This window comes from Methanocaldococcus bathoardescens (genome assembly GCF_000739065.1).
GTDB lineage: Archaea > AGJL01 > Methanococci > Methanococcales > Methanocaldococcaceae > Methanocaldococcus > Methanocaldococcus bathoardescens.
In genome coordinates, this window is sequence record NZ_CP009149.1 from 1,225,343 (window position 1) to 1,244,315 (window position 18,973).

The window sequence follows — 18,973 nt, forward strand, 5'->3', positions numbered from 1 at the left end:
TTACTTTTAAAATAATTTAAAGAATTTATACAAATTTGTAGAACTTTCCTGTGTAGCCAAGACTTTTTAAAAATTCAATGTCTTCTTTATTCAATTCATATTTTTTTGTTGGAGGGATTTCCTTTCCATCCCTTGCATATATAATTCCACCTTTCTTTTTAGCTCCTAAATATTTTCCAGCATTTCCATCAACGACTATTATTCCTTTTTTCATTTCAAAACCAGTAAAGTCATTAGTATTTCCGTTAATTATAACAGTTCCTCCATTTAAAACAGCTCCGGTATTTTTTCCAGCGTTCCCATTAACAATAACTTTTCCCTTTTTCATTAAAATTCCAGTGGATAAATCAACATCTCCATTAACTATAATTGTTTTATCTTCATTTAATCTTGCTCCAATAGTGTCTCTTTTTATTTTATCATTAATCTCCAAAACTCCTTTATTTTTATCAAATTTATTTGGCTTTAAGAGCTTTTCATCTCTGTATCTATATTCAACAAACTCTGTTATGGATATGAATTTTCTATAGCCCTTAATATCACTCTCAACTTCAATAACATTTCCCATTGGCTCTTTTATCTTATTTTTTTCATTAATATAAACGGTTCCAGACAACATGCTTATTCCAAATCTTGTATCAACATCACCATCTACTATAACTGTTCCTACTTTTATTCTTCCCCCACTTCCACCAAAATATTTTAAATCAACACCCATTGAAGAGCAAAATCTCTTTCCAACATTTCCTTTTATATAAACTATCCCGCCATTTTTCAAATGCTCTACAAGGGTTTTGAAGGAAATGTTTTCTTTTATTTTAGTTTCTGGATTAAAATTACTTTGCCATATAAAGTTGTAAGTGAAGTCACATAAACAATCTACTGGTTTATTTAATTCCAATGTTAAAATTTTATCTTTATTCTCATCTAAGAATTCATCCAATTTCTTTTTATTGGATTTTTTAAAGATATTGAATAGCATAAACCCCACCAAAATTTTATTTGTTCAATTTTATTTTTTGTTTTAAATTGTTATTTAAGGTTTTTATATTTGTAAATTTAAATTTATAAATATAAGATTCAAAAATAAAAAAATAAAAAAGAGAAAAAATTAATTTATTCTTCTTTTAATAATCCAGCAGCATCTAAAGCTAATTTAACCTCTTCTGTTGAAGCTCCTTTTGGAATATCAACTTTTTTCTCTGTTGGTTCTAAGTGTTTTATGTTGCATCTTCTTCTCTTAACTAATCCATCAACTATAACGAAGTTTTTATCTAAGATATCTACGATAACACAAACTTTTCCTGCTTCTCTTCCTGCTGTTTTTATACAAACTCTTCCTACTTCAATAGCTGGCATTTACCTCACCTCATTTTTGTTGTTGTGACTCTCGCGAATCACAACTCATCCTCCAATGAGGGAGGTTTAATATTGCCTACCTCTTTAAATTATCAATGGCAGAGGAGACAATATTAAACACTCCCTCCACATCCCATTTTGAAGTGTCAATAACCAAATCGTAAATGGATAAGTCATCTAAATCTATATTATAAATTTCTTTATATCTTTTTTTCTCACTTGCTTCTCTTTCAACCATCTTTTTTAAAGCAATTTCTTTATCTACACTTTCTCTTTTACTTATTCTTTCAGCTCTAACTTCAAGGGGGGCTTTAAACCAGATTGTTAAATCTGGCTTAATTCCATTTTTTAAAAGCATCCAGGCGGCTAATCTACCTTCTAACACAACATTTCCTTGCTTTGCTATCTCTACTTGCCTTCTATCTATCTCTTCATCGACTTCTTTATGCTGTTCTGCATACTTGCTGAATTCCTGTAAATCCATCCCCATCTCTTTTGCCATCTCTCTAAATATGAATCCTGCACATACGTGTCTTAAGTTATATTTCTCTGCTATCATCTTTGCAATTGTTGTAGTCCCTGTCCCTGGTAGCCCCCCAATGGTGATTATCATCTATTCACCCATCCAAAATGGATTAACCATTATGCAATCTTTTGTTATATAAACTTTATTGAAATTACTTCAAGTTCCTTGCTTTTTGAATCATTAATCTCTTTAAGCATCTTGGGCATAAGTAGCCTCCATAAGGTCTCTCAGGTCTTCTCTGTGATTTTGGTAATTTTCTAATCTCAACAGGTCTTCCTCTTGGAACTCCGTGTAATTCAGCTCCACATACAGCACATTTTGCCTTGTTTGGTTTTCTTCTCTTATAATGGATAACGATTCTTCCTCCTGGGGTTCTTCTGTATATCCTTCTATATGACCTTGACCTGTATCTTGGTGCTGGCATGTTTAGCTCACCTTTTAATATTGAATTTTGATAGTATTAGAATTAGCTGTTTTATTATTAACAAAAAATCGTAGTATATTTTTAAATGTTTTTTAATTTGCCATTAAAAATTTAATATCATTATACCATAAGAATTACTATTTAAAACTTTTGGTTGGTGAGCTTTATGTTGAAAACAAAAATCTGTGGAATAGAGTTCAAAAACCCTGTTTTTTTAGCAAGCGGGATAATGGGAGAGACAGGAAGTGCATTAAAAAGAATTGCCAAAGGAGGAGCTGGAGCTGTAACAACAAAATCTATAGGGTTGGAGCCGAATCCTGGACATAAAAATCCAACTATTGTAGAGGTTTATGGGGGCTTTTTAAATGCTATGGGGCTACCAAATCCTGGAGTTGATGAGTATTTAGAAGAAATAAAGAAGGTTAGAGATGAATTAAATAGAATGAATGTTAAAATTATTGGCTCAGTTTATGGAAAGAATGAGGAGGAGTTTGCTGAAGTAGCTAAAAAGATGGAGAAATATGTTGATATTATAGAGCTCAACATCTCTTGCCCTCATGCTAAAGGATATGGAGCTACAATAGGACAAAATCCAGATTTATCTTATAATGTTTGTAGGGCAGTTAAAAAGACAGTTAATATCCCAGTTTTTGCTAAATTAACACCAAATGTTACAAATATTGTTGAAATAGCCCAAGCAGTAGTAGATGCTGGAGTAGACGGACTTGTGGCTATAAATACAGTTAGGGGAATGGCTATAGATATTAAAGCAAAAAAGCCAATTTTGGGAAATAAATTTGGTGGTTTAAGTGGGAGAGCAATAAAGCCAATAGGTATAAAAGTTGTTTGGGATTTGTATGAGAATTTTGATGTACCAATCATTGGTGTTGGAGGAATAATGACTGGAGAGGATGCTATTGAATATATGATGGCTGGAGCTTCAGCTGTTCAAATAGGAAGTGGAGTTTATTATAGAGGATATGATATATTCAAAAAAGTTTGTGATGAGATAATAAACTTTCTAAAAGAGGAAAACTTAACATTGGAAGAGATTATTGGAATAGCTCATGAATAAATTTTTAATTTTTTATTTTTATTCTTCTTTTTCTTCAAATTCTTCTATACACTCATCACATAAGTATCTTCCTTGATACAATCTGACTCTCCCTTGATAGCCACAGTTTTCACATAACCCATTTATATACTCTTCCCTAAATTCATCAGTATCTAATGAAATAACTTCTCTCTCTTCTGGTTTTATTGATGCATATTCTGCAACTATCTCTAACAACTCTGGAGAAACTTTAACTATATCACTTTGGGTAACTATTCCCACTAATTCTCCGTCTTTTACAACTGGCAATCTTTTAATTCCATGAGTTGCCATTATCTTTGCAGCTTCAGTAATTGAAGCATTTTGAGGGATTGTAATTATCTTTTTACTCATCACTTCCTCAGCCAATACATCCTTTGGCTTTAAATTTTTTGAAACTACCCTTTTTACAATATCTCTCTCTGTTACAATACCAACTGGTTTATTGTTTTCTACAATAACAACAGCACCTATATTCTTTTCTGTCATTATATTGGCTATGTCATAGATTGACATATCTTTTGTAGCTGTAATTACAGGAAAACTCATAACCTCTGAAACAGGAATATCACATGCGATTTTCATACTCCCCACCCATAAACCTATCTAACAAATAACTCAATATTATAATTTATATACTTTATTATATTCTTTTAGATATTCCAAAATTTCTTTATGAATCTCATTTATTGACTTTTTTGTTGTATCAATAACTATAAAGTTGTATTCTTCAGCCAACTCTAAATATTTGTTTTGCACCTTCTCTAAAAAATCCTTTTTTTCAAATATGTCTTTTGTTTTAACTCTTTTTAATGCTGTCTCAATATCAACAATTAGCAAAAAAACAACATCTGGTTTTAAAGCATACCTATTTATTGATTTTATAAAGTCTTCATCAACTCCTGCAATGCTTTGATATGCTATTGAAGAATACAAATACCTATCACAAACAACATCTCTTCTTTTTAGCTCTTCTTTTATTAATTTAGTGTGCTCTACTCTATCAGCTGCAAATAATAAAGCTAAGGTTTTATCATCTACTTTTATTTTTCCAGATAATATTTCTCTTATTAACTTCCCTACCGAACTGTTTGATGGCTCACAAGTCCAAAATGCATTTAATTTTTTGGCTAAAAGTCCTGACTGAGTTGTTTTCCCACTACCATCTATACCTTCAAACACAATAAACATCTCGCTCACCAAAATGTATAAATAAGATTTATCATTATTAATCATTACAAATACCTTTATAAATTGGTGATGTTTATGGAACAATTTATTGGGATTGTCAAGGATATTCTTGTTTTTATTGCTTCATTTGGTATTTTATTAGCTTCTTATAGGTTATGGATAGAGAAAGATAGAAAAAACATCATTTATGCAAGAATCCATATCTTAGGAGTTATTGACTGTGCATGCTTTTTAATTTTTATAGCTTTGGGAGAACCTCTTTTAGCATTTGTTTATTTAATTTTAGCTCCATTCTTAGCTCATGCAATTGCAAATGCTGCATATAATGATAAGTTGTCTGAATAAATAAAAATTAATAGTGATAATGGGAAAATAGTTAAAACTCTCTTTCAGTTGAAAACTCAAACTCTTCTTCTCCAAACAATTTTCTAACCATCCAGTCAGCATCAAACTCAATTAAATCTGAGTATCTTTGCCCAACCCCTAAATATAGAATTGGTTTTCCAATTGCATAACCTATTGAAAGAGCTGCCCCTCCTTTAGCATCGGCATCTACTTTTGTTAAGATAATTCCATCGATATTTACTGCATTGTTGAATTCCTCTGCTTGATATACAGCATCATTCCCAGTTAAAGCATCTCCAACAAATATAACCAAATCTGGCTTTGTTACTCTAACCACTTTTTTAATTTCTTCCATTAAGTTGGTGTTTGTTGCCTGTCTTCCTGCTGTATCAGCCAAAACAACATCAATTCCTCTTGCTTTAGCATGCTGTATAGCATCGTAAATAACTGCCGCAGAATCAGCTCCCTGCTTATGCTTAATAACTTTAACTCCAACATTTTTAGCATGCTGTTCTAATTGCTCAATAGCTCCAGCTCTGAAAGTGTCTCCTGCAGCTAATACAACACTATATCCCTTTTGCTTTAATTTATATGCTAATTTAGCTATGGTCGTGGTTTTTCCAGTTCCATTGATTCCAACAAATACAATAACTGTTGGTTTTCCTTCTGCCTTATTCTTTTTGATTATCTCTTCAATATCAATTTTTTCCTGGGATAGGATATTTTTTATAGCATTTTTTACAGCATTTATTGTAATTTCCTCTACATTATCATTGGGGGATATTTTTCTTCCAACTAATTCGTTTTTGATATTCTCAATTAACTTTTCTACGACTTCTAATGCAACATCTGCCTCTAAAAGCTCTATTTCTAACTCTTCTAACACATCTTCTATATCTTCCTCTAAGATGACAACTTCTTTTTTAAGAACTTTCTTAATAGCCCTTGTTAAACCAAATCTATCAAAGAAACTTATTTTTTTCTTTTCTGTTTCTTCTTTAATTTCTTTAACTTCTTCTTTATCTTCTTCTACTTTTTTAGGAATTTCTGTTTTTACAATTTCAGTTTTTTTAATTTCTGGTTCTGTTTTTTCTTTTTTTATTTCTTCTTTTTTAGATTCTCTTCTAAATAAATTTGTTAGAGAAATTTTTGGTTTTTCTTTCTTTTCTTCTTTAACTTCTTCAGCTTCTCCTTTATTGTAGATTTTTTCAGTAATTTTTGATGCTGTTTTCAAAAGTTTTTCTTTTAATTTTCCAAACATTAGTAATCCCTCCATAACAATATACGAAATAAACATTTTTTGTTAATCTGGATTTTTAATATTAAATCTTATATAAACCTAGTTACAAAATATTAATATATTTTTTTATTGATTTATTTTTAGGTGGAAATATGGAATGTATTTTAAAACGAGAAAAGATTAAAGAATTAATTAAAAATGGTAAGATAGATAATGCCTTACAAATCATTGAAGAAGACCCTTCATCATTAGAGGAAATATATAGTTTTTTACATTGTAATGATAATCAGTTGAAGATTAACTGTTTAGCAGTTTTAAGAAATTTGTATCTAAAAGGGAAAATACAAATAACTACATTAATTGAACGTTTAGAAAATGTATTTTCAGAAAACGATAAAGAGATAATTTCAGACGCTTTCTTATTTTTTAAAGAAATTTCTGAAGTATATGAAGAAGAGATATTGAAAATGGAAGAGTTAAAATCTAAAAAAGAAGATGATTGTAATAATGAAGAGGATAGAAATGACCTACCCAACACGAAACGAGATAAAATAATAATATTTGATATTTTGAAAGTAATAGAAAAAAATGAAGAACTAAAAAAGACACAAATAATGTATGCTGCAAATTTAGATTGGAAAACATTTAATAGGTATATTACTTATTTATTAAATAATAAATTTATTAAAAAAACAGATGGGACTTATATATTAACACCTAAAGGTAAGTTATTGTTAGGGAAAATTAGAGAAGTATTTGAACTAATTTATCCAGATAAATAAATGTATAGTTGGATACATTATTTGTATCTTTTTTTACTTTTTGTGGAAAATTTAAAATTTATGGATAAAACCCATGTTTTTTCTATATGCTTTACGTTCATAAACTATATTAACAAAATACACAATATAGTATAATCACAAATGTGGGGAGGGGTGGTAAAAGAGTAGAATTCAACAATACACATACTAAATTGCTAAATCTACTTGATTAGTTTAATTAGTAGGGCTTTAAAATATTAAGTATAATTTTTAGTTGATGCAATATTTTCAATTATAACGGGGTGTTTAAAAATGAAAAATGCTAAAAGATATGTACTGTCTTTGTTACTCTCTATAATCATGGGAGTTGCGGTAATGGGCTCTGCATTTGCTCATTCAGGTTATGGAACAGGATATACCGAAGGGTATAATACCTGTGTAACTGTATGTAATTACCCTCCTGAAATTGACTGCAATAGTTACGAACTTAAAATAACAACTCTACAAGGATGGAAAGTATATGAATACAAGAATACAACCGGAGTAACTCCTAAGCTTCTAAGAAGTGATGCTTTAATGGCTTATGCATACACTGGAGAGGGAGTAACTTTCTATATAAATGTTAGCGACCCTAACGGAGTGCAAGATTTACAAGCAATGGGTGCTGGAGTAGATTTCTTATTAGTTCCACAGGGAGGAAATCCTAAAAATCCAACATACACAATCCCAGCAGGATTTGACCCATCAACAACTACTTCAACAGGCGCAACATTCTACGCACAATGGACAGTCCCTGCAGGAGCATACGGATGCTTCGATGTCTATGTTAAAGCAAGAGACGGAAAACATGGACATGGACATGGAAAATGCACGAGACCGGTATTAAAGGGTAAAATATTCTTAAACCCAATGGTTGGAATAGAGATTACAAAAGATAACGATAGATTTGAACCAAAAAATAACGATGGAAATGCAAATTATGCTCAATTTACTGGATTATGTTTCGGTAAGACAACTCCAGGAGCTACTAATGTCTCTGCAAAAGAGAATGTTGTAACAATCCACAATATCGACCCAGACAATGTAGGAACTCAGATGGCAGTATTCGTTTCAGCAACCTCAATGACACAGTCAAAAGGAACTGGAATAATTCCAGCAGAAAATATTAAAGCACATGTTATAAAGGCAAACAACGTAGCACAGAGCTACAGTGTTCACTTACAAAACAATGCCAGAGTATTATTATGGCAACCACTCAAACCATGCGACACAAATGCTTTAGAGGTTAATTTCACACTCGATGTCCCAACACCATTGCCAAGCGGTCACTACAAAGGTTCAATTGCATTCTATGGACTTGGACTCTAAATCCCCAAATTTTTAATTTTTTTAAATTTTTAGATATTATGGTGATTACTTATGAAAAATTTTTCTGTAATTTCTGGTTTATTAGCAATTATATTTATTACTTTAGCTATTTCACAAGTTAATGGTTTAAGTGGGGCTATAACTCCACCAAAAATTGATATTATGGCTAATGCAAGTAATGGATTTCCTCAGGATGTAAATAGTATCATTTATATAAAAAATCCTAATGACTTTCCAGTTAGGGTAGAAATCCTTACAACTGGTGATTTAAATAATTCTGAAAAAGTAGAAGTTAAAATTAATGAAAATAACTTCACATTAAAACCAGGAAGAACTGTTAGAGTAAATATTACGTTTACTGTAAAAGAAAATGACAAATATGAAGGAAATATTTTAACAAAAATTAGTCCATTGGATTATGGAGATAATAAAGAAGGTGTAAGTCTAAAAGCGAGTGTAGTTTTACCTACAAAAGTTGCGATAATGGTAGTTGATAGTGAAAATTATATAAAAAAAATGGCAATTACTGCAGTTTTAATTATGAGTATGTTGGGAATGGGAATCATGCTTATTAGAAAGTATATTTAATTTGAATTTCTTTTAAAAGCTATTTGGTGTTTAAAGTGGTAGTATGAAAATTCTTCCAACTCTTTCAAATAACAAAAATAAAAGATATAAGAGGTCCCCATTTGAAGTGATTTTTGAAATATTGCATACCATTAAAGAGGGGGAGCAAATAAAGACAAGGATTATGTATGCTGCAAACTTGGATTGGAGAAATTTCTCAAGATATATGGATTTTTTAATTGATAAGGAGTTTATTAAAAAGAATAAAGATGACAAATTTGAACTTACAGAGCTGGGGAAAAAGCTATATTTTTATTTATGTGAGTTGTTTGAGATTATAAACTGTAAACCTTAAATCTCAAATTGTGAGGGATAGATATGAAAAAATTTGGAATACTTTTATTTTCAGACATTGTTAAAGAATGCATGAATGGAGATGAATTTGCAAGAGAAATTATTGAAGATTTGCTTAATTTTTTAATAAAATTACGGATTTGGAGATGGAAATATTTGTTATCACAAAATCAAAAAAATGAAATTCAAATGTCAGAGTTGTTACCACTAATAAAAGAAGAGAAAGAAGAAATTGACAGATTATTTTCGTTCCTATATAATACAGATATCTCTGTTGAGAATAGAATTGAAATTCTAATGTTATTAAAAGAATTTGTGAAAGAGGAAATTAAATGGATTTTAATGGATGCTAACCAGGTTAATCTTGTAAGAAAATAATGCTTTTTTACATAAATAATTTTAACAACATTGTAAAATTCTACCATTTTAATTATGTAACTATAAATTTAAATTTACAGATTATAGAAAAGTTTATATAGAACTTCAAAAACACAATTTATATAGAAAACTAAAAGAGAGAGGTGGGGGACATGTTTGGAAGAGACCCATTTGATTCATTGTTTGAAAGGATGCTTAAAGAGTTTTTCACAACACCAATGACTGGAACCACAATGATTCAAAGCTCAACAGGAATTCAAATATCTGGAAAAGGATTTATGCCTATCTCAATTATTGAAGGGGATAAGCATATAAAAGTTATTGCATGGTTGCCAGGGGTTAATAAAGAAGACATAGTTTTAAATGCAATTGGTGATACATTAGAGATTAGGGCTAAAAGAAGTCCATTAATGATAACTGAAAGTGAAAGAATTATTTACTCAGAAATTCCAGAGGAAGAAGAGATTTACAGAACAATAAAACTTCCTGCTAATGTTAAAGAGGAGAACGCATCAGCTAAATTTGAGAATGGTGTTTTAAGTGTTACTTTACCAAAGGCAGAATCTTCAATTAAGAAAGGTATTAACATTGAATAATTTACTTATTTTATTTTTATATTAAATTACATCTATAGAATCATATATTTAAATTAGGTGAAGAAATGATAAAGAAAAAGCACTTAGAGATGATATTGGATTCTTTAAAAAGGCATCCAAACCCAAAAGTTGATTTAGAACAATATACAATAGATGGAAAGTTAGCATCTGACATTTTATTTTTTGCAGTGAATGATTTTTATGGCAATGTTGTTATTGATTTAGGATGTGGAACTGGAAGGTTAGCTATAGGTAGCAAAATTTTAGGAGCTAAGAGAGTTATTGGTGTAGATATTGATAAAGAAAGTATTGAAACTGCAAAAGAAAATGCTAAAAAGCTGAATGTTGATATAGATTTTTATTGCATGGACATTAGGGATGTTGATGATGAATTTTTAAATAACGTGCTTGGAGAGGATAGAAATTTAAAGAAGGTTATTATTCAAAATCCTCCTTTTGGAGCTCAGAAAAAACACGCTGATAGGATATTTTTAGATAAAGCATTAGAAATTGGGGACATAATTTATACTATCCACAACTACCCAACAAAAGATTTTGTTATGAAGTATGTTGAAGATAAAGGAGGGAAAATAACTCATATCTATGAAGCGTTTTTTAGAATTCCCGCAATATATGAATTTCATAAGAAGAAGGTTGTAAATATTCCTGTAGTTGTTTTTAGAATAGAGATATAGCATTATATGTTTAAATATTCAATGACATTTATCACGCGGAATGTTCCTTATTTTCAATTTAAAGCTTTCTAAAAACTTATTTTTCAATTTTAATAATTTTTATCAAATTTCTAAGGTTAGTTATTTTAAAGATTTTATTTACTTGGATTTATTAAATTATAGAGATTTTTAAGAAATTTTGGATAATTATTTTTAAATTAAAATTTCCCCGATAATTAAGAAGTTTTTAAAAATCCATAAAATTTATATATGGTTAAGATAAAGAATAACCTTAGATTAAAAACTTCGAGGGTTTATAAATAATAAGGTTAAAATCAGACCGATTCGGTATGGAAACTAACTCCCACCTCCTTTTTTATTTTTTTAACCACTGTTAAAATCAGACCTCTTGGAGGATGGAAATACTCAACAATAAAAATAAGGAATGACTAATAATAAACCTTACAAACAATTGGATTTTTTAAGATGGATAAAGCATCATCTAACGTCTCTTTTTTTGAAATACAAAATAAAGTATTTCCTAACATAGATTGAGAAGCTCCAACTGTAAATTTTAAATCTTCACAGATATCTAAAATTTTTTCATTTATAAGCTCTGTATTTACAGCAAATTTGTATGAGAGATTAACAAAATTTTCCAAAGTGGGATTTTTTAAAAGCTCATTTAAACATCTCTCTCCATATTCGTTTATCTTTTTAATCCATTCTTCATTTGTTATTATCTCTTTTGTCTCTTTTTTTCCAAAAATTTCAATTATAATATAATAATCATCATTAACAGCGATTTTTTCAACATTTATAGGAAATCCAGGAGCTTTTCTTATAACGAATCCTTTTGTATATTGAGCTATCACATCCCCTAATCCAGTTCCGCACTCTACTTCACTTATATGAGCTATCTCTACATAATTTTCATTTAAATTTAGTGTTTCATTTAATTTTTTAGCTAATATTAAAGCACACCCTCCAGACATTCCTAATCCACTACCTAAAGGAAAATCAGATGAGAATATTATATCATAATCATCATTATATCCAAATTCTTTATAATATTCAACAACCTTTTTAACAACACAAATATCTACCTTTTTATCATTATAAAAAACATCTCCGTTTCCCTTTTTTAGCTCAATATTGACTCCTCTATTTATGGTGATTCCAGCACCTATAGAACCAGTTTTTAACTTATTAGAGGATTTACAAATTGCAAAAAATCCCGTTATATGCCCTGGAGCAAACATAACTCAACCTCCTTAATTACTTAAAAAATAGTTTAAGTTCATGTTTATCAGTTTGTGTAGTTTAAAATAGTTTATAAAATTATTGTTATACAATAAAAAAAGATTTCAAATTTTTAATTTTCAAATTTATCTTCCAAACGCTCTATACGCTATAGGGCTACTGCCCTATTGGTATACCGGGATGCACTACCTCGCTACGCTCGGCAGTGCCTCTTCTTTATTTGTTCTTATCTTCCAAACGCTCTATCGATAATTATATCTACAATCCTATCATCAGCACCTATTGGTTCTCTGTAAATAATTTCAACATCTTCTGGAATCTCTAACTTTTCATGTTCGTGATGATGGTGATGATGGTGATGGTGCCCATGGCCGTGTTCATGATGATGGTGTTCATGTTCTTCATCATCATTAATTAACCCTAACAACCTTGGAATATCTCTTGTTGTATGGATTCCATGAGCTAAGAAAACAGGAACAACAATAATTTTTTTAGCTCCCTGCTCAATTGCTTTTTTAACTGCTTGTGGAATTGTAGGTTCATTAAATTCCATTAAACCTATTTCAACAATTGGAAATATATTTTTTTCTTTAACCTTTTCGGCTAATTTTACTAAAAGCTCTTTACTATATGGTAGTCTACTACCATGCCCTACCAATACCAATGCTTCCATAACCTCACCATTATTATTTTACGTGGTAGAGTTCATACTAACTATTATATATATTTTTTTCATTTATTTATGAATTTAATTAAAATCAAATTATGGAGGAGTAATGCATGGACACTTCTAAATTCATCTTAATTGTGGCAATAATAATTTGGCTAATTTTATATGTTATTAGGGATTCAATAAACTTAAAAACCTATGGAGGAATTTTTGGAATTTTAAGAACTAAATTGGGGTTAAAAACAATTGAAAAATTAGGAAAGTATAAAATTTGGCAGAAAATAGGAATTATCTCTATACCAATATGTGTAGTACTTGGGTTTATTATGCTTTTCAATATAATAGCTATGAGTATAAAGCTGTTATCAGGAACTCTGCCAAAAGAAGCGGCAAAACCAGTAGTGTTTTTGTTTGGAGATGTAATTCCATGGATTCCAGGGATTATAGCTCTATTAATAGCAATTTCAGTACATGAATTAGCACATGGTATATTTGCAAGGTCTTTTGGAATTAAGGTTAAAAGCTCAGGAATTTTATTATTATTGGGTCTTCCATTGGGAGCTTTTGTTGAATTAGGAGATGAGTTTAAAAATGCAGAGAAAAAAATTAGAGGAGCTATTGCTTCAGCAGGACCATTAGCAAATTTATTGATTTTTTTAATATCAATTCCACTACTTTCATTTAGCTACACATTACCAACAGAGTTAAAAATTATTGATGTTAAAGAGCCAGCATCTGAGTTTTTACAAAAAGGAGATGTTATTTATGAGATTAACGGTAAAAAAATAAATTCATTAGAAGATTTTAGAGAATTTGCCAAAACCATAGAACCAAATAAAGAGTATGAAATAAAAGTTTTGAGGGATAATAAAATACTGACGTATAAAATTATTAGCTCTGATGAAGGAAAGATTGGAGTTATGGTTTCACCAACAAAAAATACAGCACTATTCATAAATACAATATACTGGACTTATTGGTTTAACTTTTTATTGGCTTTATTTAACTTACTTCCAGCAATGCCTTTAGATGGCTTTCACGTATGGAATGCTTTCCCAGAATTATTAAAAGAGAGAAAAAATAGATTTATTGCAAAGATTGGACAGATATTAGAATTGTTTATAAATGAAAAAACTTTGGGCTCAATAACCCTTTTGGTTTGGTGGATTATTCTTGGAAGTATATTATATTCGATGTGGTAGGATTTAATTTCTCTTTATTTATGAGGCATTGCCGAGCGTTAGCGAGGCAATGCATCCTATCCCAATAGGGCGAAGCCCTATGGTTCGGGAAGTATTTTATATTCAATGTGGTGAAATATATGGATATAATCAACTTTTATCTTTATGGATTTGTTTCCCTTTTTATTACAATAGACCCAATTGGCTTAATTCCAATAGTGCATTCTTTAACATATCCTTATCCAAAAGAGCAAAGAATTAGAATTATTAAAAAGGCAATTATCTCATCAACTACAGTTTTGTTGCTATTTGCTTTATTTGGAAATTATATTTTTGGTTATTTTGGGATTACAATAGATGCTTTTAGAGTGGCTGGAGGGATTTTGCTATTTAAAATAGCTTGGGATATGCTTCATGCAGAAATTCCAAAAACAAAGCATAAACCAGATGAAAGATTAGATATTGAAGATATTGACAGTATAGTTTATGTTCCATTGTCTATTCCTTTAATCTCCGGCCCTGGAGCTATAACAACAACTATGATTTTAATTAGCAAAGCCCAAAGTATTTTAGATAAAGGGGTTGTTGTTTTATCTATACTATCAGCTATGTTAGTTTCTGGAATCATTTTATCATTAACTGACTTTATAATTAGAAGAGTTAATATATATGGAATTAACGCCTTTGTAAGGATTATGGGATTGTTATTGGTGGCAATTTCAGTTCAAATTATATTTATTGGGATAGTTGGGCTATATAATAGCATTAGTGTTCAATAAATTATCTCTTTTCTTTATTTTCTAACATTTTCTTTAATTCTTTCATTTTTGGTGGCAATTTTTTCCATCTCCAAAAGCCTCTTAAAATCTCATCTTCATCATAACCAAATTTTTTCAAAACATTAACCCATTTATTAAACAACTCTGGATAAAGTTCTCTAACTCTTAAAAACTCAGAATTTAATGTAGCTGGGCACATATAGCAGCCAATTCTTTCAAATCCTTTATCATAAAGCTCATTATAAATAATATCATTTAAGTATATCCAGCTCCAGACATCAGTTCCTTTCCAATCTAATATTGGGAAAACGTTTATTTGATTTTCAATAAATCCACTTTTTCTCTCATAACTTAATTTTCCTCTCGCAAAGCTTTCATATTTTCTTGAACCGTCGATTGTATAAATTCTCTTATATTTCTTTAAATACTCTTTTAACGGCTCTAATTTGCAAACACTATTACACCATCTATAATCTTTGGTAGGTATTCCTTCTTTATCTAAATATTCCCAGAAATCCTTTCCTTTTAAAACAACTAAATTTAAATCATACTTTTCAGCAAATTTTTTAGCAAATTTAATAGTGTCTTTAAATTCTAAACCAGTATCTATAAAGATAACTTCCAAATCATCTATAACTTTATTAGATAGCAAAGTAGAGACAGAAGAATCTTTACCACCGCTAAAAGAGGCGTTTATAGCATAACCTTTATCTTTACATTTTTCATAATACCTTTTTATGATTGATAATGATTTTCTCTCTAATTTTTTAATTCTTTCATGATTTTTTCTTAAATAATCTTCAATTTTTTCAAATTTAATCTCTTTTTTTAGAGTTAGGTCTTTGATTTTTAATGTTTCTCCTTTTTTAACTGCTACACCAACATAATTTTTCATTTTTACTCCAACATATTCATTCTCATCAATATTTTTAAGCTCTTCAGGATTTTCAATTAAATCAATTGGGACTTTTTTACCCTTTAACCTTCTTTTTGTTGGTTTTATTTTAATTTTTGGCTCTTCTATTAAATAATAAGGGGCATAGGGATGAAATTTCCAATCTAAGTCAATTAAATCAAATTCTAATATTCCAATGCACTCTCCATTAATAAAAACTTTCTTTCTGTAATCTAATCCGCCAATTTTCTTTAAAATTATCGCTAAATCATGAGAGAAATTTTTATTAAGTAGTTTGTTTAAAATATCTATTTCAAACTTAGAAGCAAATTTATCATCCATTTTAATCACCTAAGTTTAATAGGACTTTCGCAGTTTATATATTTAATAAAGGTATTTGGATGCCTTTAGGCATCAGTTCCTTAAAAAATTTTATTTCTGCGAAAGTCCTATTTAAATTAATCACAATTAAATATTTTTAATGTTAATGCTTCAAATAAAAATATTAGGTTAAATTTTTTATTTACAATATAGAAAATCATAAAATTTTCAGTGAAACTATGGAAAATTGGATTGAATTAAAAAAAGGAGCTAAAGTATTAGAAAAAAACAAAAACAACAAAATTTTGATAGTTACACATATAGATACTGATGGATTAACATCAAGAGCTATTTTGCAAAAATTAGCTGAGAGATTAAACTTAGATGCAGATTTTATGTTTTTAAAGCAAATTACCATAGAAACAATAAATGATATTCCATTTGAAGATTATGATTTAATAATTTTTGCTGACTTAGGTAGTGGGCAACTAAAGATGATTAAAGAAAAATTGGATGAGCTCAACTTATCAGATAAAAAAAACAAAATTATCATCTTAGACCACCACCAACCTGAAGAGATAAAGATTCCTGAAACTATTGTTCATATAAACCCACTAACAATAGGAAAAAGTGGAGCTGAGATTTGTGGAGCTGGTGTCTCTTACTTATTTGCGAAAACAATCAACAATGAATGGATTGACTTAGCTAAATATGCTGTTTTAGGAGCTGTTGGTGATATTCAAAACATAGAGGGAAAATTAACAGGCTTAAATAGAAAAATACTATCTGATGCCATTATGAGTGGAGATATTAAAGTAGCAACTGACTTGCAGATGTATGGTAGGCAAACGAGGCCTTTATTTGTATCTATGAGATATTGGGCGGATATTAGGACTGATTTACTAAACAATGATTCAAGAATAATAAAATACATCCAATACATAAATAAAAAGTATGGTATTGAAATAAACCCAACAATGAGAATAGCAGAAATTCCTTTTGAATACAAAAAGATTATTGGAAATGAACTTTTAATAAAATGCTTAAACTATGTTCCAAACCACTGGACACCTTATGTCCCAAAGGTCATATTTGGAGAGGTTTATGAATTTAGATATGAGGAATTTGGTTCTCCATTGAGAGATTTGGAAGAGTTCTCAACCTGTATAAATGCATGTTCAAGATATGGGGATTATGAAACTGCTTTAAATGTGTTGATGGGAGATAAAGGAAAATACTATAGTAGAATGCTCTCAAATTTAAGAAAGCATAGGAATAATTTAAGAGAGGCATTGGAGCATGTAAAGAATGATGTTGAGATAATTCAGAAAGAAAACTTCCAATACTTTGAGACAGATAAAATTATGCCAAATATTATTGGAATCGTTGCTGGAATGAGTTATTCTATTGAAGAAGTGGATTGGATGAAGCCAATATTTGCAATAACAGAGGATGATAATGGCTATAAGGTTTCTGCAAGATGTCCTAAGCTTTTATGCTTTGCTGAAGATGTAAATTTAGCTAAGGCAATAAAATATGCTTCAGAAAAGGTTAATGGTAGTGGGGGAGGGCATAAGTTTGCTTGTGGGGCATATATCCCAGATAATAAGAGAGAGTTTATAAAATATATTGAGATTGCTCTTAAGTAATAATTTTTAAATAATTATTCTTTTCCAAGGCATTTTATCTATTTTTTCTAAGTATTTATCTAATAATTTATCTTTTTTTAATGCACTAATTAAGCTTGTTGGATTTTTTGAGTAATCTAAGTATTTATTTAATATCCCATCTCCCCTTGCCAACACACACTGGCAAATCATGGAGTTGAAGTTCTCATATTCTACTCTAATATTTTCTTTTTTTAAAGATTTTTCAATATACTTAATTTTTTTCTTAGATGATAAATCAAACTCTTCACATTCAAAATCTGTATGAGGTTTTGGAATCATTGGATTAATTGAGATTTCAACCTTCCTAATTTCTCTTTTTATCTTCTTTGTTAAATTTATCAGTTCTTCAATATCTTCATCTGTTTCTGTTGGAATTCCAACCATAAAATAGAGTTTAATCTTATCAACGTTGTATTTCTTAGCTAAATCAACCGCATTAGCTATGTCTCCCTCTCTAATATCTTTTTTTATAAATTCCCTTAACCTTTCACTACCTGCTTCTGGAGCAATTGTTAGAGTTTTTGGCTTTAAAATTTTCATTAAATCATCGTTTAAAGTATCCGCCCTTAAAGATGAAGGAGATATTTGAATATTTTTCTCATCTAAAAAGTTGCATAGTTCAACTATATATTTATAATCTCCAACTGATGGAGCTATTAGAGCTACTTTATTAACTTTATTAACCGTAACTCCTTCTTCTGCCAAATACATTAAATCATCAAGCTTTCTAAACCTTGGTGGATAATAGATAGCTCTTGCTAAGCAAAATCTACACCTTCTTGGACAACCTCTTCCAATCTCTAACAAAAAGGATTTTCCATAAGCTCCTTCTTCAGAAGTTGGCTGATATATTGGGTAATCCTCAACTCCCAATTTTTTTGGATATATTCTTTTAACCTTCTCTTTTTCTAAAAATTTTGAATAAACTCCTTCAACATCAAACTCTCTATTTATAACTTTTAACATTACATCACTATTCTCAATCTCTCCAACGATAAATGCATCAAAAAATTCAGCTATTGGGAAGAAATTTTCCATTACACATGGCCCTCCAGCAACAAAAACGGCTTTAGGGTTGGTTTTTCTTAAATCTTTAACTATCTTTATTGCATTAAAGTAATCATTTTCATACTGCAGAGTGATAAAAATTGCATCAAAATTTCTTATTCTTTCATAATTCTCTAAGAAATACACTCCTACATTTAAATCTCTATATTTGCTTAGATGATTAGCCAATACATGCACAGCTAAGCAAGAAATCCCGGCTTTAAATTTGTTTGGATAGATTATAGCAACGTTTTTTATCATTTTAATCACA

Annotated in this window: 23 protein-coding genes; 12 read left to right on the forward strand and 11 right to left on the reverse strand. The window is 29.7% G+C overall.

Annotation, left to right across the window (positions count from 1 at the left end; translation table 11 throughout):
* Positions 1-25 precede the first annotated feature (25 nt).
* The 4 genes from JH146_RS06340 to JH146_RS06355 all read right to left on the reverse strand — a co-directional run bounded on the left by JH146_RS06340 (position 26) and on the right by JH146_RS06355 (position 2,309).
* Positions 26-982 carry a GltB/FmdC/FwdC-like GXGXG domain-containing protein gene (locus JH146_RS06340; RefSeq protein WP_048202198.1) on the reverse strand — a complete coding sequence of 319 codons (957 nt, stop codon included), beginning with the start codon at positions 980-982 and terminating at the stop codon, positions 26-28.
* Between the two features lie 134 nt (positions 983-1,116).
* On the reverse strand, positions 1,117-1,359 hold the full coding sequence (locus JH146_RS06345; RefSeq protein WP_010870162.1) for a 50S ribosomal protein L14e: 243 nt from the start codon (positions 1,357-1,359) through the stop codon (positions 1,117-1,119).
* Between the two features lie 76 nt (positions 1,360-1,435).
* The gene (gene cmk, locus JH146_RS06350; RefSeq protein WP_048202199.1) at positions 1,436-1,972 is read right to left on the reverse strand and encodes a (d)CMP kinase; all 537 of its coding nucleotides are present in this window, start codon (positions 1,970-1,972) and stop codon (positions 1,436-1,438) included.
* 64 nt (positions 1,973-2,036) lie between these two features.
* Positions 2,037-2,309, reverse strand: a complete 273-nt coding sequence (locus tag JH146_RS06355; protein ID WP_048202200.1) for a 50S ribosomal protein L34e — start codon at positions 2,307-2,309, stop codon at positions 2,037-2,039.
* 166 nt (positions 2,310-2,475) lie between these two features.
* Here JH146_RS06355 and JH146_RS06360 point away from each other — a divergent pair, with 166 nt between their 5' ends.
* Positions 2,476-3,384 carry a dihydroorotate dehydrogenase gene (locus tag JH146_RS06360; RefSeq protein ID WP_048202201.1) on the forward strand — a complete coding sequence of 303 codons (909 nt, stop codon included), beginning with the start codon at positions 2,476-2,478 and terminating at the stop codon, positions 3,382-3,384.
* A gap of 18 nt (positions 3,385-3,402) precedes the next feature.
* On the opposite strand, the gene JH146_RS06365 is transcribed toward JH146_RS06360, so the two are convergent.
* Positions 3,403-3,987, reverse strand: a complete 585-nt coding sequence (locus JH146_RS06365; RefSeq protein WP_048202202.1) for a CBS domain-containing protein — start codon at positions 3,985-3,987, stop codon at positions 3,403-3,405.
* A gap of 39 nt (positions 3,988-4,026) precedes the next feature.
* Positions 4,027-4,593: a dTMP kinase gene (gene tmk, locus JH146_RS06370; RefSeq protein ID WP_048202203.1), complete on the reverse strand. Its 567-nt coding sequence runs from the start codon at positions 4,591-4,593 to the stop codon at positions 4,027-4,029.
* Positions 4,594-4,662: 69 nt separating this feature from the next.
* Between tmk and JH146_RS06375 the strand changes: the two genes are divergently transcribed.
* Positions 4,663-4,938, forward strand: a complete 276-nt coding sequence (locus JH146_RS06375; RefSeq protein WP_081874480.1) for a cation:proton antiporter — start codon at positions 4,663-4,665, stop codon at positions 4,936-4,938.
* A 31-nt stretch (positions 4,939-4,969) separates the two neighbouring features.
* On the opposite strand, the gene ftsY is transcribed toward JH146_RS06375, so the two are convergent.
* On the reverse strand, positions 4,970-6,199 hold the full coding sequence (gene ftsY, locus JH146_RS06380; protein ID WP_048202204.1) for a signal recognition particle-docking protein FtsY: 1,230 nt from the start codon (positions 6,197-6,199) through the stop codon (positions 4,970-4,972).
* Between the two features lie 131 nt (positions 6,200-6,330).
* Between ftsY and JH146_RS06385 the strand changes: the two genes are divergently transcribed.
* The 7 genes from JH146_RS06385 (at position 6,331) to JH146_RS06415 (ending at position 10,897) form a co-directional block, all read left to right on the forward strand.
* Entirely contained in the window at positions 6,331-6,960 is a 630-nt protein-coding gene (locus tag JH146_RS06385; RefSeq protein ID WP_048202205.1) for a winged helix-turn-helix domain-containing protein, read from the forward strand.
* A gap of 354 nt (positions 6,961-7,314) precedes the next feature.
* On the forward strand, positions 7,315-8,307 hold the full coding sequence (locus JH146_RS06390; RefSeq protein WP_236953657.1) for a hypothetical protein: 993 nt from the start codon (positions 7,315-7,317) through the stop codon (positions 8,305-8,307).
* Between the two features lie 51 nt (positions 8,308-8,358).
* Entirely contained in the window at positions 8,359-8,895 is a 537-nt protein-coding gene (locus JH146_RS06395) for a hypothetical protein (RefSeq protein ID WP_048202207.1), read from the forward strand.
* 43 nt (positions 8,896-8,938) lie between these two features.
* Positions 8,939-9,229 carry a winged helix-turn-helix domain-containing protein gene (locus JH146_RS06400; RefSeq protein WP_048202208.1) on the forward strand — a complete coding sequence of 97 codons (291 nt, stop codon included), beginning with the start codon at positions 8,939-8,941 and terminating at the stop codon, positions 9,227-9,229.
* Positions 9,230-9,252: 23 nt separating this feature from the next.
* Positions 9,253-9,606, forward strand: coding sequence for a hypothetical protein (locus JH146_RS06405; RefSeq protein ID WP_048202209.1), 354 nt, complete (start codon positions 9,253-9,255; stop codon positions 9,604-9,606).
* Positions 9,607-9,758: 152 nt separating this feature from the next.
* Complete coding sequence (locus JH146_RS06410; protein WP_048202210.1) at positions 9,759-10,202, forward strand: heat shock protein HSP16.5; 444 nt, start codon at positions 9,759-9,761, stop codon at positions 10,200-10,202.
* A gap of 65 nt (positions 10,203-10,267) precedes the next feature.
* Positions 10,268-10,897: an METTL5 family protein gene (locus JH146_RS06415; RefSeq protein ID WP_173400830.1), complete on the forward strand. Its 630-nt coding sequence runs from the start codon at positions 10,268-10,270 to the stop codon at positions 10,895-10,897.
* Positions 10,898-11,325: 428 nt separating this feature from the next.
* On the opposite strand, the gene JH146_RS06420 is transcribed toward JH146_RS06415, so the two are convergent.
* Both JH146_RS06420 and cfbA read right to left on the reverse strand, forming a co-directional pair.
* On the reverse strand, positions 11,326-12,138 hold the full coding sequence (locus JH146_RS06420) for a pantoate kinase (protein ID WP_048202211.1): 813 nt from the start codon (positions 12,136-12,138) through the stop codon (positions 11,326-11,328).
* Positions 12,139-12,365: 227 nt separating this feature from the next.
* Positions 12,366-12,812, reverse strand: a complete 447-nt coding sequence (gene cfbA / locus JH146_RS06425) for a sirohydrochlorin nickelochelatase (protein WP_048202212.1) — start codon at positions 12,810-12,812, stop codon at positions 12,366-12,368.
* A gap of 107 nt (positions 12,813-12,919) precedes the next feature.
* On the opposite strand from cfbA, the gene JH146_RS06430 reads away from it, so the two are divergent.
* The gene (locus tag JH146_RS06430) at positions 12,920-14,011 is read left to right on the forward strand and encodes a site-2 protease family protein (protein ID WP_048202213.1); all 1,092 of its coding nucleotides are present in this window, start codon (positions 12,920-12,922) and stop codon (positions 14,009-14,011) included.
* Positions 14,012-14,130: 119 nt separating this feature from the next.
* Complete coding sequence (locus JH146_RS06435; protein ID WP_048202214.1) at positions 14,131-14,769, forward strand: NAAT family transporter; 639 nt, start codon at positions 14,131-14,133, stop codon at positions 14,767-14,769.
* A 1-nt stretch (position 14,770) separates the two neighbouring features.
* Here JH146_RS06435 and JH146_RS06440 read toward each other — a convergent pair whose 3' ends face one another.
* Positions 14,771-16,006 (reverse strand): phosphoadenosine phosphosulfate reductase domain-containing protein, encoded by a 1,236-nt coding sequence (locus JH146_RS06440; protein ID WP_048202215.1) that lies wholly within the window; start codon positions 16,004-16,006, stop codon positions 14,771-14,773.
* A gap of 218 nt (positions 16,007-16,224) precedes the next feature.
* On the opposite strand from JH146_RS06440, the gene recJ reads away from it, so the two are divergent.
* A complete protein-coding gene (gene recJ, locus JH146_RS06445; protein WP_048202216.1) occupies positions 16,225-17,634 on the forward strand; it encodes a single-stranded-DNA-specific exonuclease RecJ in 1,410 nt (469 codons plus the stop codon).
* A gap of 6 nt (positions 17,635-17,640) precedes the next feature.
* Here the strand turns inward: recJ and JH146_RS06450 are convergent, their stop codons facing one another.
* Complete coding sequence (locus tag JH146_RS06450) at positions 17,641-18,963, reverse strand: B12-binding domain-containing radical SAM protein (RefSeq protein WP_048202217.1); 1,323 nt, start codon at positions 18,961-18,963, stop codon at positions 17,641-17,643.
* Positions 18,964-18,973 lie beyond the last annotated feature (10 nt).

Coding starts and splice junctions, on each gene's coding strand:
- recJ (WP_048202216.1), top strand. CDS start 16,225: ATGGAAAATTGGATTGAATTAAAAAAAGGAGCTAAAGTATTAGAAAAA.
- JH146_RS06355 (WP_048202200.1), bottom strand. CDS start 2,309: ATGCCAGCACCAAGATACAGGTCAAGGTCATATAGAAGGATATACAGA.
- JH146_RS06385 (WP_048202205.1), top strand. CDS start 6,331: ATGGAATGTATTTTAAAACGAGAAAAGATTAAAGAATTAATTAAAAAT.
- JH146_RS06360 (WP_048202201.1), top strand. CDS start 2,476: ATGTTGAAAACAAAAATCTGTGGAATAGAGTTCAAAAACCCTGTTTTT.
- JH146_RS06450 (WP_048202217.1), bottom strand. CDS start 18,963: ATGATAAAAAACGTTGCTATAATCTATCCAAACAAATTTAAAGCCGGG.
- JH146_RS06405 (WP_048202209.1), top strand. CDS start 9,253: ATGAAAAAATTTGGAATACTTTTATTTTCAGACATTGTTAAAGAATGC.
- JH146_RS06415 (WP_173400830.1), top strand. CDS start 10,268: ATGATAAAGAAAAAGCACTTAGAGATGATATTGGATTCTTTAAAAAGG.
- cmk (WP_048202199.1), bottom strand. CDS start 1,972: ATGATAATCACCATTGGGGGGCTACCAGGGACAGGGACTACAACAATT.
- JH146_RS06365 (WP_048202202.1), bottom strand. CDS start 3,987: ATGAAAATCGCATGTGATATTCCTGTTTCAGAGGTTATGAGTTTTCCT.
- JH146_RS06420 (WP_048202211.1), bottom strand. CDS start 12,138: ATGTTTGCTCCAGGGCATATAACGGGATTTTTTGCAATTTGTAAATCC.
- JH146_RS06395 (WP_048202207.1), top strand. CDS start 8,359: ATGAAAAATTTTTCTGTAATTTCTGGTTTATTAGCAATTATATTTATT.
- JH146_RS06345 (WP_010870162.1), bottom strand. CDS start 1,359: ATGCCAGCTATTGAAGTAGGAAGAGTTTGTATAAAAACAGCAGGAAGA.
- JH146_RS06390 (WP_236953657.1), top strand. CDS start 7,315: ATGGGCTCTGCATTTGCTCATTCAGGTTATGGAACAGGATATACCGAA.
- ftsY (WP_048202204.1), bottom strand. CDS start 6,199: ATGTTTGGAAAATTAAAAGAAAAACTTTTGAAAACAGCATCAAAAATT.
- JH146_RS06340 (WP_048202198.1), bottom strand. CDS start 982: ATGCTATTCAATATCTTTAAAAAATCCAATAAAAAGAAATTGGATGAA.
- tmk (WP_048202203.1), bottom strand. CDS start 4,593: ATGTTTATTGTGTTTGAAGGTATAGATGGTAGTGGGAAAACAACTCAG.
- JH146_RS06400 (WP_048202208.1), top strand. CDS start 8,939: ATGAAAATTCTTCCAACTCTTTCAAATAACAAAAATAAAAGATATAAG.
- JH146_RS06440 (WP_048202215.1), bottom strand. CDS start 16,006: ATGGATGATAAATTTGCTTCTAAGTTTGAAATAGATATTTTAAACAAA.
- cfbA (WP_048202212.1), bottom strand. CDS start 12,812: ATGGAAGCATTGGTATTGGTAGGGCATGGTAGTAGACTACCATATAGT.
- JH146_RS06430 (WP_048202213.1), top strand. CDS start 12,920: ATGGACACTTCTAAATTCATCTTAATTGTGGCAATAATAATTTGGCTA.
- JH146_RS06435 (WP_048202214.1), top strand. CDS start 14,131: ATGGATATAATCAACTTTTATCTTTATGGATTTGTTTCCCTTTTTATT.
- JH146_RS06375 (WP_081874480.1), top strand. CDS start 4,663: ATGTTTATGGAACAATTTATTGGGATTGTCAAGGATATTCTTGTTTTT.
- JH146_RS06410 (WP_048202210.1), top strand. CDS start 9,759: ATGTTTGGAAGAGACCCATTTGATTCATTGTTTGAAAGGATGCTTAAA.